Below are 12,754 nucleotides of genomic sequence, written 5' to 3'. Positions count from 1 at the left end.
TCACTCCTACAAGGGGCTGTGGCACATCAAGAATCGAGCTGTGCCAAATAGTCCCAAGGGTAGATCCCGCGTTGATGGCCGTCGCTGAACACCAGTTGCACGCCGTAGCCCTGCGGGTTGATCTCAATCAGGCGAACACGCTCATCCACCAGCGGAGTCAGACCTTTCAGGCGAAACGCGCGGCACTGCGAGCACGGGCACTGGCGGCGCAGTTCGGCGTGATTGAACAGCGATTCGCGGCCGTCCGGCCAGCTCAGGCGCAGCGTCCGCTGGCTCTGCGAATTGCCGACTGACAGCGGGTTCATTGCAACTGACTCAAGGCAATCCGCACCGCTTTGCGCACTTCCGGATCACCGTCATCCTGCGCCGCCTGCAACGCCACCACCGCGCCGCGATCATGCAACTCACCGAGGGCCAGCGCAGCTTCCTTGCGCAGGTTGCTGATGCGATGGCCGAGGGTCTCGATCAAGGCGTCCAGCGCCGGTGCAAAACGCAAGCGACCGAGGCTGCGGGTAGCACGCAGACGCACTTGCCAGTAGTCATCGCCGAGGGCTGCGATCAACGCCGGACCAGCGTCGCTGTGGCCGACCTTGCCCAGCGTCGTGGCCGCCTCTTCACGCACTTGCCAGGCATCGTCCTGCAGCGCTTGACGCAGGGCTGGCAGCACGTCGGCGCCGGATGCCAGACCGAGGGCACCGGTGGCGGCGCGGCGCACTTCGGTGTCCGGGTCGGCACTGGCCAGACGCGCCAGAGCCGGCAGTGCGTCGAGCTGCTTGAGCCAGCCGAGCACACCGACGGCTTCGCGGCGCACATTGGCATCGGCATCGCTCAATGCGGTGATAGCCGCTGGTGCGGCGTCGGCAAAACGCAACTCGCGCAGAGCCCGAAACGCGGCGATTCGCACACTGACCTCAGCATGATCGGTCCACGGCAGAATCACCCGGCCTGCCGCCTCACTCTTGAGCAGGCTCAGACTTTGCGCGGCGGCGGCCTGCACTGCCGCAGACGGATCGGTCAGCGCCTGGCACAGCGCAGCAACGACCGGTTCGTCCTCCCACGCTTCCAGCAGCCGCGCAGCTTCGGCGCGGACTTCTTCGGCGGGATCTTCGCTCAGTCTTTCGACCAGCCACAGCAGGCCATCCGGTTCTTCCAGATCCGCCAAATCAATCAGGGCAATGCGGCGCACACCGGCATCGTCAGCGGTCAGACGCGGTTGCAGGGCGAGGATGTCGTCGTTATCGGTCACAGCAAAAAATGAGGTCATAGGGCAAATCGCGGCAAGGGGTTTTCGGGAGGCAGGCCGAGCGGATTGAGGCGCGGCAGCGGTCGGTCGTTGTCGTGGCGCAGCAGGTCGAGACAATGGCGCTTGAGGCGGGAGAATTCGGCGCTGGTCACCAGTTCACTGGTGCGCGGACGCGGAAAGTCCAGGCGCAGGTCTTCGATGATTCGCCCCGGACGTGCGCTCATCACCAGCAAGCGGTCGGCGAGAAACAGCGCCTCGTCGATATCGTGAGTAACGAACACCACGGTGGTGCGAATCCGCGTCCAGATGTCCAGCAGCAGTTCCTGCATGTTCAGGCGGGTCAAGGCATCCAGCGCGCCGAACGGCTCGTCCATCAGCAGCAGCCGTGGACGGTTGACAAGCACCCGGGCGATTTCCACCCGTTGCTGCATGCCGCCGGATAGCTGATCGGGCCAGCGCTCGGCGAAGCCGTCGAGGCCCACCAGTTTGAGCATTTCATCGGCCTCACGCTGGCGCTCGGCTTTGCCGATGCCGCGCATCTTCAGGCCGAAAGCCACGTTATCGCGCACCGTGCGCCACGGAAACAGCGTGTGATGCTGGAACACCATGCCGCGTTGTGGCGACGGCCCGGACACCTCGCCGCCATCGACTTTGAGGCTGCCGGTATGGGCGCTCAAGTGTCCGGCGAGTGCGCCGAGCAAGGTCGACTTGCCGCAACCGGACGGGCCGAGAATGCACACGAACTGGCCCGGTTCGATCTGGCAATCCAGCCCCTGCACGGCTTCGAAGGCTTGCTGCCCCTCACCGAGAACGATCGACAACTGGCGAATATCGATTCGCCCTTCCGGGGTTTGCATTGCGCTCATCAGGCTTTTCCTCGTGGTCGATGCCAGGGCGTGAACAGCCCGCCCAGGCGCTTGATCAGCAGACTGCTGCCCATGCCCAGCACACCGATCAGCAGCATGCCAACGACAATGTCGGCGTAGTTCTGAATGGTGTAGGACTCCCAGGTGTAGTAGCCGATGCCGAACTGGCCGGAGATCATCTCGGCGGTCACCAGACAGAACCACGAGGTGCCCATGCCGATGGCGAGGCCGGTGATGATGCTCGGCGCAGCACCCGGCAAAATCACTTCCAGCAGAATCGCCCGGCGCCCTGCCCCGAGGCTTTTCGCCGAGGCGATCAGCCGTGGATCAACGCCTTCGACGCCGTGCACGGTGTTGAGCAGGATCGGGAACAGCGCACCGGTGAAGGTGATGAACACCATCGACAGCTCCGACGACGGGAACATCAGGATCGCCAACGGAATCCACGCCACCGCCGGGATCGGCCGCAGCACTTCCAGCGGTGGCAGCAACAGGTCTTCGGCCCATTTCGAGCGGCCGATGGCCAAGCCCAGGGCAATGCCGATGATCAATGCCGCGAGATAGCCAGCGAACACGCGGCCGAGGCTCGCGCTCAGGTGCTGCAGCAGCTTGCCGGAGTCGCCCAGGCCCAACGCCGCTTCGATCACCGACAACGGGGTTGGCACGTTGGCGAAAGTGACCAGACCGAGATTCCAGTGGTGGCTCGCGGCGAGTTGCCAGAACAGCAGGCAGAGCAGCAAAGAAGCAGCCCTTGGAACCCAGCGTAAATAAGATCGGTACACAATTTTTCCTCTCAACCCAAATCCCCTGTGGGAGGGGGCTTGCTCCCGAATGCGGTGTACCAGAAAAAAATATTTGCCTGACACACCGCATTCGGGAGCAAGCCCCCTCCTACAGTGACCGAGGTGTTCTGCGGGTTAGCGGGCAGCCACGGCCTGGGTCGTGGCGTCGGTAAAGTCGAAGACCTTGCCACCCTGCGCCGCCGCATATCGCTGGGCCTGGCCCTTGAGCAGAAACGCGCTCAAGCGGCCCTTGGCATCGCTGGCGAACCACGCCTGATCGGCGAGCAATTTGATCCCGCTGTCACTGGCCTGGGCATACACCGCGCGGATGTTTTTGCCTTCCTGTTTCAGAGCGGCCAACGCGGTGAAGGCCGATTCGGCGGAGGCGTACTGGCGTACTTTGCCTTCGCCCCGCACCCAGATTTCGGCGACGTGGCTGAAGTCGGTGATGGCTTTGCCGGTCACCGCATCCAGCGCTTTCAACGGCGTTTGCGCGTAGTTGGCGAGTTGCGCGGTGTAGTCCAGATTCGAGGCCTTGAAGGCGGCGCGGATGTACTGATCATCGATGAAGGTGTTGAGGTCGAGGCCACGATCGGCCTTCTTCAGCAGCTTCAGGGTGTCGATCGCGGTGCCCACCGCCTGACGGTATTCCGGCTTCCAGCTCAGGTCGCGGGTCTGCACGCCAAGCGGGCCGTGGAACAGGTAGTTGACCTCGGCATCGACGCCGGTGACTTTGGCGATCAGCTCGCTGTACTTCTCAGGCTCAGCAGCCAGCAACTGATTGGCCTCGATGCTCGCCCGCAGGTAGGCGACGACGATTTCCGGGTACTGTTTCGCGTAGGCCTGATCCACCAGTGCACCGTGGAAAGTCGGCGCGTTGGCCTGGGCGCCGTCGTAAATCTTGCGGGCGAAACCACGGCTGGGGAACAGCTCGGCGAACGGCACGAAATCGGCGTGGGCGTCGATCTTGCCGGCCTGCAACGCGGAGCCGGCGACTTCCGGCGGCTGGGCGATGATGTTGACGTCTTTGAGTGGGTCCCAACCCTGCTCCGCCACCGCGCGCAGCAACATGCCGTGGGCGGTCGAAGCGAATGGCACCGAGATGGTTTTGCCCTTGAGCTCACTCAGCGCCTGCACCCCGGACGCGCTCGGCACCACGATGCCGTTGCCACTGCCCTTGATGCTGCCCGACAGCACGCTGATGAACAGGCTGTGCTTGCCGGCCGTTTCGAACGCCACCCCGTTGAACGCGCCGGGGAAATCGGCCATGGCGCCGAAGTCGAGTTTGCCGGCGACCATCTCATTGGTCAGCGGCGCGCCGCTGGTGAAGTTCTTCCACTGCACGTCGTATTTCGCGTCTTTGTAGGCGCCGTCGTGCGGCAGGTATTTGTCGAGCAGACCGAGTTCACGAATCAACAGGCCGCCGGCGGCGCAATTGATGGTGGTGTCCTGGGTGCCGATGGCGATGCGGATGGTTTCGGCCGAGGCCGACAGGGTGAATGAAGCCAGTACCAGACCGGCGATTGCTGCACGCAACATGGTGTGTTTCCCCTCGAATCATTTATTGGATGTTCGTCTCCGCCGCGATCAGGGCGCGGTGGGAAACGAGGGGTTTTCGGTTATTCCAGCGTCCGGGGTTTCCGGATGGCTTTGGGTTGTCTGGGCGGGCCTCATCGCTGGCAAGCCAGCTCCCACAGGTTTCTCGGGTGTTCGCGAAATCCATCTCTCACTACAAATCCTTGTGGGAGCTGGCTTGCCAGCGATGGCGTGAGCCCAGTCAGCGCAGGAGATAAGGGATGTCGACTTTGACGGCGCCAGTCGGGCAGTCCTTTTCACACGGCATGCAGTACCAGCATTCATCGAACGCCATGTAGGCCTTTTGCGTGGCCGGATTGATCGCCAGCAGGTCCATCGGGCAGACGTCGACGCACACGGTGCAGCCCTTCTCGGCGATGCATTTGTCCTCGTCCACGGTGACCGGGGCATTGGAGCGGAAGAAGATTTCCTGGGCTTGATAGGCCATGGTTCGGACTCTCTCTGGTGATGCATCAAGCGGCGAACGCGCCCACCCGCAAGCGGTCGTAAGCCTGCATTTCTTCGGCATCGAGCGGGACGATGTACGGCTCGACGGGTTTCTTGAAACTGGTCATGTGGCCGTCTTCACCCTTCTTCAGATGGCAATGGCAGAACCACTCGCTGTCGTTGCGCTGCGGGTGATCGACGCGGTAGTGGTACAGGCCCCAGCGGCTCTCGGCGCGGAACAGCGAGGCGCGCGCGGCCATTTCGGCGCAGTCGCGGATCACACTGGTTTCCATCGCACGCATCAGTTCGTGGGCGTTGTTGGCCTTCATCTGATCGAGGTCGCGCTCGATGTCGCTGAAACGCTGCAAACCGATCTGCATTTTTTTGGTCACTTTCGGCGGTTGCAGGTAGTCGTTGACGAAGCGCCGCAGCTTGTACTCGACCTGCGCCGGCGGTAGCCCTTGTTCACGATCCAGCGGCGCGTAGACCCGCGCTTTCTCTGCTTCGATCTGCGCGGCATCCAGCGTCGAGAACTCGCGCCCGGCGACAAAATCCGCGGCGTTGTGCCCGGCGAACCAGCCGTAGGTGAACGCGCCGAGCATGTAGTTGTGCGGCACGGCGGCCATGTCCCCTGCCGAGTACAAGCCTTTGACCGAGGTCTCGGCCCGCTCGTTGACCCACACCCCGGACGCCGAATGGCCGCTGCAAAAGCCGATCTCGGAGATGTGCATCTCGACCATTTGCGTGCGGTAATCGGTACCGCGATTGGCGTGGAACTGGCCGCGACTTGGACGCTCGTTGCTGTGCAGGATTTCCTCGATGTTCTGGATGGTTTCCTCGGCCAGGTGATCGAGTTTGAGAAACACCGGGCCATTGCCGCTTTCCAGTTCCTGGTGGAACTCCCACATCATCTGCCCGCTCCAGTAGTCGCACTCGATGAAGCGTTCGCCCTTGTTGTTGGCGGTGTAGCCGCCCAGCGGGCCGGTCACATAGGCGCACGCCGGGCCGTTGTAGTCCTTGATCAACGGGTTGATCTGGAAGCATTCGAGGTTCGCCAGCTCGGCCCCGGCGTGATAGGCCATGGCGTAACCGTCGCCGGCATTGGTCGGATTTTCGTAGGTGCCCATCAGGTAACCCGAGGACGGCAGACCGAGGCGACCGGCCGCACCGCACGCAAGAATCACCGCTTTGGCCTTGATCACATGGAAGTCAGCGCTGCGGCAATCGAAGCCCATCACACCGTTGACCGCGCCCTCCTCGTCGGTGAGCAAACGGGTGCAGACGAGCCGGTTGGTAATGCTCACCCGCGCCCGTTTCAACTGGCGGTAAAGGACCTTTTTGATGTCGTGCCCTTCCGGCATCGGCAGCACGTAGGCGCCCATGTGGTGGACTTTTTTCACCGCGTAATCGCCGGTTTCGTCCTTCTCGAACTTCACGCCCCAGCGATCCAGTTGCTCGATGGTCTCGAAGCTATGAGTGGCATAGGCGTACACCGCCGCCTGATTGACGATGCCGTCGTTGGCGATGGTGATTTCCTTGGTGTACTGCTCCGGCGTCGAGTGCCCGGGGATGATCGCGTTGTTCAGGCCGTCCATGCCCATGCTGATCGCGCCGCTGCGTTTGACGTTGGCCTTGTCCACCAGCAGCACGCGCAAGTCGCGGTTCTTCTCTTTGGCCTTGATCGCCGCCATCGGGCCGGCAGTGCCGCCGCCGATCACGACGATGTCGTATTCCTGTTCCAAGGTCTTGCGGGTCATGTCACGCCCCTTTTTGCCGGTCGATCCGCAGGCGGTACTGGAACGCATCGCCACGGTAGTAAAGGTGTTCGAAGTCCAGCGGCTGGCCGTTGGCGTCGTGGGTCAGACGTTCGATGCGCATGATCGGCGAGCCGGCCTCGACGTTCAGCGCCTGGGTCAAATCGCTGTCGGCCAGTACCGCGTCAATCGCCAGATCGGCGTGGCCGAGGGCGATGCCGCAGTCGTTTTCCAGAATCAGGAAGATGTCACGAGTCACCAGATCGGCCTTCTCCAGCCGTTCGCCGACGGCTTTGGGCAGGTAGGTGATTTCCAGCGAGATCGGTTCGCGGTTGATCAGCCGAACGCGTTTGATCTGCGCCACGGTCTCGCCTTCGGCGACTTGCAGGCGCTCGGCGACACGTTTGTCGGCGGGGATGAATTTGAAACTGCGCAGGCGGTTGATCACCTCGTAGCCGCGCCCGGTCATGGACTCGGCGAGGCCTTGCAGGCTGCTGACGTTCTGAAAGGTTTTCGGCTTGGCGACGAAGGTGCCCTTGCCGTGGATCTTGAAGATCAGCCCTTCTTTCTGCAGATCGCCCAGCGCCTGGCGCACGGTGATGCGGCTGACTTTGAACAGCGTGCCGAGTTCGCTTTCGGACGGCATCTGGCTGTCTTGCGGGTATTCGCCGTCGAGAATGCGTGCGCGCAGGACGTCGCGCAGTTGGGTGTGCAGCGGGACGCTGCTCAGGGAAAGTACGTTATCGGTCATCAGGGATCACTTGTTATAACGAGTTATGACGTGATCTTAGAGACGTTATGACAAGCTTGAGAAATATTGTTTGGGCATAACCTTAGACACAGGTTGACCGGGACTTTTGTGGCGAGGGGATTTATCCCCGATGGGTTGCGAAGCAACCCTGAACCCGGCTTATGCAATCTACCTGACGGATCGAGGCGCATGGTTTTACGACTGCTGCGCAGCCGATCGGGGATAAATCCCCTCACCACAAGGGTTTGTTTACAGAGGAAAATTCAGGGACGTTTGAGGATCTGGTCCATCACCCAATCGGTTTTGAGGGCATGTTCGGCGACGGCCGGATGCTGCGAATCGCCACGAATATGCGCATTCATGCCCAGCACGTGATGCCACTGAATGTGCTCGTGATGGGGGATCTCCAGGCTGATCTGCTCATCGGCGAACAGCTGCACCGGATGCTCGTCAAACACGGAGAACGCGATCCGACCCTGACTGCCGATGATCTCCACCCGGTCCTCGCGCCGATCCGCGACAAAGCTCCAGCAACCCATGCCCAGTGCCCCGGAGGCGAAGCGCCAACTGGCGCTGACCGCATCTTCCGCCGCATACAACCCGGCCTGGCGCGCAGTAAAACCGGCGACTTCGACGATGTCGCCGAGCAGGTACTGGAACAGGTCGAAACCATGGCTGGCCAGATCGGCAAAGTAGCCGCCGCCGGCCACGCTCGGGTCGGTGCGCCAGTTGGCGCTGCCGTGCAGATCCGCCGCCGACGGGGCCTTGGTCAGCGTCCAGCTCAGGTGCCGCACCTCACCGATGCGGCCCTGCGCCAGCCATTGCCGCACCTGGGCAAAGCGCGGCAACGAACGGCGGTAGTAGGAAACGAACAGGTGCAGACCAGCATCAGCAAACGCCTGCTGCATCTCGCGGCTTTGCCCGGCATTGAGCGCCATCGGTTTCTCGACGCAGCAATGCTTGCCGGAGGCAGCAACTTTCAGGCTGTAAGCGTGGTGGCTGTCGGGGGGCGTGGCGATGTACACCGCGTCCACCTCGGGGTCGTTGATCAGCGCATCGACATCGGTGTAGACTCGGGCGATGCCATGGCGCGCGGCGTAATCGGTCACCGCTTCAAGGCGCCGGCCCATCACCGCCACCAACGCCGAGCCGGGGGCCTTGTAAAAGGCCGGCCCGCTCTTGCGTTCAGTGACGCTGCCGCAACCGATCATGCCCCAACGCACCACATCCATGCTCAACTCCCTGTGTTTGAAACACTCAGCCGATGCGCAACGCGCGCAGATCGAGGTGGCCGTCCTTCAGCGGCGGGCACCAGTAGTAGCCGCCGGTGATCGGTCGGCTGATGCGGTACAGACCGTCGGTGATGCCGTCTTCCAGACCGCTCATGCGCCGCAGTTGGGCCTCGAAGGCGTCCAGCGAAAAACCGAAGGCGAGGAACATCAGGCCGGCGCGATCACCGTCGATCCACGGCATCGAACGGCGCACGACGAAGGCTTCGGGGGCGAAGCTTTCCTGGGCGGTACGTTTGACGTGGGCGGAGACTGGCGCGTCGTCGATCTCTTCGTTGTCGCTCAAGCGACGGCCCATGATGTTGTCCTTGTCTTCGGCAGACAATTTATGGAAACCCTTGAGGTCGTGCTGCCACTGCTGGATCGCGGCGAAGCTGCCACCGACCAGACCATCAGCGCCCTCGCCCAGCAACGCGGCGGCAATCGCGGCGTCATCGTGCGGATTCTCGGTGCCGTCTTCGTAGCCGGTCAGATCATGGCCGTCCTTGTGGCGGAAGGCTTCCTGCATGTCTACCAGGCGCAGCGCCGGGGCCAGCGCGGCTTCGAAGGCGTGGCAGCGATTGAGCAATTCGCCACGATCGACACCGTGCAGCCAGACCCACAGCGCGTGCTGGGTCGACGGGTTTTCCACGCCGACGCCGCTCATGGCCGGAAAGCTGCGCAGACCGTCGATTTGCACGTTCAGGGCTTTGGTCAGGGATTCACCGAAACCGATCACCGCCGACTTGCCGTCCACCAGATTCATCAGGTTGTCGATCGCCTGCGGCAGTGCTTCAACCGACTTGAGAGCGAAGAACAGATGACGTGCTTGCGCAGGAACAGGGGTGGCGAGAATGCCCGGCTGGTAGTAACTCATGTGAACTCCTTGGGAAAGTGCGCGGGAGTTTACCTGTGGCCGGAGGGTTTGTGGGGTTGAGACGCCAATATCGGAGTTCACAGAGTCCTGTGGTGAGGGGATTCATCCCCGATGGGCAGCGAAGCGGCCCCAACCCTGCAATATCGGACTAATGAAATACCGAGCTTTCAGAATTCGCGACGGCTGCGCCGCCGATCGGGGATAAATCCCCTCGCCACAGTGTTCGTGTTCACGCAGGAGATGTGTCATGCCGCCACGCACTCGGGCTCATCCCGGTCCAGCGCTTGAACGCCCGGCGAAAGCTGCGCACATCGCTGTAGCCGACTTCTTCGGTAATCCGCTCGATCGGCATGTCCGGATTGGCCAGCAGACTCATCGTGCGCGCCTGACGCACCTGTTCCAGCAGCGCTTCGAAGGTCAGCGCGTGCTCGGTCAAACGGCGGCGCAGGGTGCGGCTGCTCATGTTCAGGTCGCCGGCGATTTTTTCGATATGGCTGCCTCTGCTCAAGTCCCGGGCAATCGCCCGCTCCACTGCTTGAATCAGATCGAGTTTCTGATGCACCTGCGCCGCTTCCAGCTCCAGCAACGCAACCGCCTGACGCAGCGCCAGCGAATGGTGATTGGGCAGGTTGACGTCCAGCCACCGGGCATCGATCAGCATGCGATTGTGCAGACAGCCGAAGCGCACGTCCGGCCCGAGCAGGCGGTGATATTCGCTCAGGTAATCCGGCGCGGCATGCACGAACTCCACGGCGATCGGCTTGAAATCAACTCCGGCCAAGGCCCGGCCATACACCAGCAGGCTGGCGAAAAACTCTTCGACCGCGAACACCTGCACATCGGCAAACGGCAAGCGACATTCGGCATCGAGGTGCACCTGATCACCGACCATGTCGACGCTGGACACCACGATTCCGCCGGAGGTGTGCTGATGGCGAATGCCGAGGGCAAAGGCATCGCGCAAGGTCTTGCACAGCGACAGCACATGCCCGAGCAGCCCCAGCGTACCCAACACATTCTGCGCGCCGACCCACAACCCCAGGCCCTGATTGGGCAACACTTTGAGCGCCCGTTGAATCATCGCCACGGCCTGGCGGTAGGAAATCCGCTGCGCCGGATCCTGCAGATCTTCGAGGCTGAAGCCCAGGCCACGACACAGGCTTTCAGGGTCGATGCCTTTGTTGTGTACGACTTCGGCGAGGGTTTGCAGGAGGAACGGCGAAACCAGCGCCAATTCAAAAGTGGGGTCTTGGACTTTTACGTTCATGGGGGCTGACATTCCGGATCACGCTTGATTGTTATTTTTGTAACCGGTTATGTCGAAGGAAGTTAGCACAGGGTTGGCCGACTGTCCGCAGAAGTCCCCCTAACTGTCCGCCAATACCCTGCCCCAGCGGGCGCCAAGCGCTTATTTCTATGGTGCCGGACGTTCTGCGTACCGGCGCCACGTCCCACCACAATAATAATGAGGACAGCCATGAGCCCGAACCGCGCCACTTTCCCCTTGCGTCTGGCACTGACTTTGTTCGGATGCACCGCGTGCCTGCCGGCCCTGGCCACCGAAGCCGGCGTCGACAACATCGGCCCCGGCACCGACGGATTTTTCATGCTGCCGCTGGAAGTCGACAGCCTTCCGCAGAACATGGTCGCGTTCAACCTCTACTACAACCATTACAAGTCGACCAAGCTCAACATCAGTTCGTTGGGCGGCAAGGTGCCGAATGTCGAAATCGAATCCACGGCGGTGATCCCGCGTATTGATTACCTGAGCCCGGTGCGCGTGTTCGGCGGACGTCTGGCCGGCTACATCGCCCAGCCCTGGCTCAAGCAGGAAGTCTCGGTATTCGGCCTCAGCGATACCCGCGAAGGCATGGGCGACACCACCATCGCGCCGATCATCCTGTGGGACATGGGCAAGAACCTGACCCTCGGCGCCGCCGTGGAAATCACCGTGCCCACCGGTGAATACAGCGTCGATCGGCTGGCCAACACCAGCAACAATTTCTACACCTACAAGCCGCTGTTCTCCTTCACCTGGCTGCCGACCGACAAGACCGAAGTGTCGATGAAGACCACTTACAGCTTCAACGAGAAGAACAAGGACACCGACTACAAGTCCGGGCAGATCTTCCACTTCGATTACTCGGCCAGCTACAAGATCACCGACGATGTGATGCTCGGCCTTAACGGCTATTACCTCAAGCAGACCACCGACGACAAACAGTACGGCCACACCGTGCAATTCGCCGGCGAAGACGTGAACGACGGCGTGCGCGGCAAAGTCTTCGCGATTGGCCCAGCGCTGCACCTGACCTTCCTCAAATACGCCAGTGCGGAGATTCGCTGGGCCAAGGAGTTTGATGTGGAGAACCGGCCAGAGGGGGAAATGTTGTGGGCGAAGGTGAGTATTCCGTATGCGTTCTGAGTGCATTTGTAGGAAGGTGCGCGCGGATTTGTAGGCTGGAAACCTGAAAAACAGAGTGGAGGAATAGGCCTACAACGGCGGTCGAGATTGCCGGACAACGGACGGAAACGTCCGGCAGATTGCAAAGGGGCGCTTGCAGATACTGGGCTTCGTTATCCCATGGTTCTTCGAGAGCTCTTGGGGTACATCGTCTGCCAGTGACGACAATGGGCCATTCCCCCTTAAACTGCTGAGATTGATCACGGAGATCACTATGAGCTTATTACTTTCCCCGTTTTACTCTGACTTCGAATCCGAAGAAGAGGCAGAGAGCTACGATCGCTGGTTTCGTGCCAAGGTGCAGGAGGCACTCGATGACCCCAGCCCTGGCATTCCCCATGATGAAGCTATGGCAATGCTTGACCAGATGCTGGAAGAGATGCGCAGGAAGCGCCGCGCTGCTGCTTGAATGGAGCGATCAAGCTCTGAACGATCTGGCTGACATTATCGATTACGTTGAACAATACAACTCCAACGCTTCCGTGGCTCTACAGCACAAGGTTGGTGCAGCAACGCAAAGGCTTTCATCAATCCCCTATGGTTACCGGGCCGGTCGAGTGCCAGGCACTCGGGAAATGGTGGTCAATCCGAACTATCTGCTGGTCTATCGAGTGAACGGGCGCATCAAAATACTGACGTTAGTCCACACCCGACGACAATACCCACGAACCTCATCAACATAAAAAAAGGGCGGCCAAAAGGCCGCCCGAAGCGTACTACACGAGAG

General features: G+C 61.4%; 14 protein-coding genes. 3 read left to right on the top strand and 11 right to left on the bottom strand.

Going from position 1 to position 12,754, the window contains the following annotated elements; translation table 11 throughout:
• Window positions 1-26: 26 nt before the first annotated feature.
• The 11 genes from QRN61_RS12250 to QRN61_RS12200 all read right to left on the bottom strand — a co-directional run bounded on the left by QRN61_RS12250 (window position 27) and on the right by QRN61_RS12200 (window position 10,830).
• Window positions 27-305 carry a DUF971 domain-containing protein gene (locus QRN61_RS12250; RefSeq protein ID WP_096796819.1) on the bottom strand — a complete coding sequence of 93 codons (279 nt, stop codon included), beginning with the start codon at window positions 303-305 and terminating at the stop codon, window positions 27-29.
• Entirely contained in the window at window positions 302-1,264 is a 963-nt protein-coding gene (locus QRN61_RS12245) for a HEAT repeat domain-containing protein (RefSeq protein WP_285373881.1), read from the bottom strand. Before QRN61_RS12245 ends, QRN61_RS12250 begins: the two co-directional genes overlap by 4 nt.
• Entirely contained in the window at window positions 1,261-2,109 is an 849-nt protein-coding gene (locus tag QRN61_RS12240; RefSeq protein WP_285373880.1) for an ABC transporter ATP-binding protein, read from the bottom strand. The genes QRN61_RS12245 and QRN61_RS12240 overlap by 4 nt, the downstream gene beginning before the upstream one ends.
• Complete coding sequence (locus QRN61_RS12235) at window positions 2,109-2,891, bottom strand: ABC transporter permease (RefSeq protein WP_285373879.1); 783 nt, start codon at window positions 2,889-2,891, stop codon at window positions 2,109-2,111. Before QRN61_RS12235 ends, QRN61_RS12240 begins: the two co-directional genes overlap by 1 nt.
• 135 nt (window positions 2,892-3,026) lie before the next feature.
• Window positions 3,027-4,430, bottom strand: a complete 1,404-nt coding sequence (locus QRN61_RS12230) for an ABC transporter substrate-binding protein (protein ID WP_285373878.1) — start codon at window positions 4,428-4,430, stop codon at window positions 3,027-3,029.
• Window positions 4,431-4,668: 238 nt separating this feature from the next.
• The gene (locus tag QRN61_RS12225; protein WP_003225615.1) at window positions 4,669-4,914 is read right to left on the bottom strand and encodes a 4Fe-4S dicluster domain-containing protein; all 246 of its coding nucleotides are present in this window, start codon (window positions 4,912-4,914) and stop codon (window positions 4,669-4,671) included.
• 25 nt (window positions 4,915-4,939) lie between these two features.
• A complete protein-coding gene (locus QRN61_RS12220) occupies window positions 4,940-6,670 on the bottom strand; it encodes a fumarate reductase/succinate dehydrogenase flavoprotein subunit (RefSeq protein ID WP_285373876.1) in 1,731 nt (576 codons plus the stop codon).
• Between the two features lies 1 nt (window position 6,671).
• A complete protein-coding gene (locus tag QRN61_RS12215) occupies window positions 6,672-7,418 on the bottom strand; it encodes a GntR family transcriptional regulator (protein WP_166497284.1) in 747 nt (248 codons plus the stop codon).
• A 263-nt stretch (window positions 7,419-7,681) separates the two neighbouring features.
• Entirely contained in the window at window positions 7,682-8,650 is a 969-nt protein-coding gene (locus tag QRN61_RS12210; protein ID WP_285373875.1) for a Gfo/Idh/MocA family protein, read from the bottom strand.
• A 25-nt stretch (window positions 8,651-8,675) separates the two neighbouring features.
• The gene (locus QRN61_RS12205) at window positions 8,676-9,563 is read right to left on the bottom strand and encodes a Dyp-type peroxidase (RefSeq protein ID WP_285373874.1); all 888 of its coding nucleotides are present in this window, start codon (window positions 9,561-9,563) and stop codon (window positions 8,676-8,678) included.
• A 229-nt stretch (window positions 9,564-9,792) separates the two neighbouring features.
• A complete protein-coding gene (locus QRN61_RS12200; RefSeq protein WP_285373873.1) occupies window positions 9,793-10,830 on the bottom strand; it encodes an AraC family transcriptional regulator in 1,038 nt (345 codons plus the stop codon).
• 210 nt (window positions 10,831-11,040) lie between these two features.
• On the opposite strand from QRN61_RS12200, the gene QRN61_RS12195 reads away from it, so the two are divergent.
• From QRN61_RS12195 to QRN61_RS12185, 3 genes are all read left to right on the top strand, one after another.
• Window positions 11,041-11,988, top strand: a complete 948-nt coding sequence (locus QRN61_RS12195) for a SphA family protein (protein WP_285373872.1) — start codon at window positions 11,041-11,043, stop codon at window positions 11,986-11,988.
• A 253-nt stretch (window positions 11,989-12,241) separates the two neighbouring features.
• The gene (gene relB, locus QRN61_RS12190; protein WP_095136765.1) at window positions 12,242-12,436 is read left to right on the top strand and encodes a type II toxin-antitoxin system RelB family antitoxin; all 195 of its coding nucleotides are present in this window, start codon (window positions 12,242-12,244) and stop codon (window positions 12,434-12,436) included.
• On the top strand, window positions 12,342-12,710 hold the full coding sequence (locus QRN61_RS12185) for a type II toxin-antitoxin system RelE/ParE family toxin (protein WP_315975172.1): 369 nt from the start codon (window positions 12,342-12,344) through the stop codon (window positions 12,708-12,710). The genes relB and QRN61_RS12185 overlap by 95 nt, the downstream gene beginning before the upstream one ends.
• The last annotated feature ends 44 nt before the right edge of the window (window positions 12,711-12,754 follow it).

Origin of the sequence: Pseudomonas sp. lyk4-TYG-107 (assembly GCF_030209055.1) — a bacterium.
In the GTDB taxonomy this organism is placed as follows: domain Bacteria; phylum Pseudomonadota; class Gammaproteobacteria; order Pseudomonadales; family Pseudomonadaceae; genus Aquipseudomonas; species Aquipseudomonas putida_A.
This window is presented reverse-complemented; position numbering and strand designations above follow the sequence as displayed.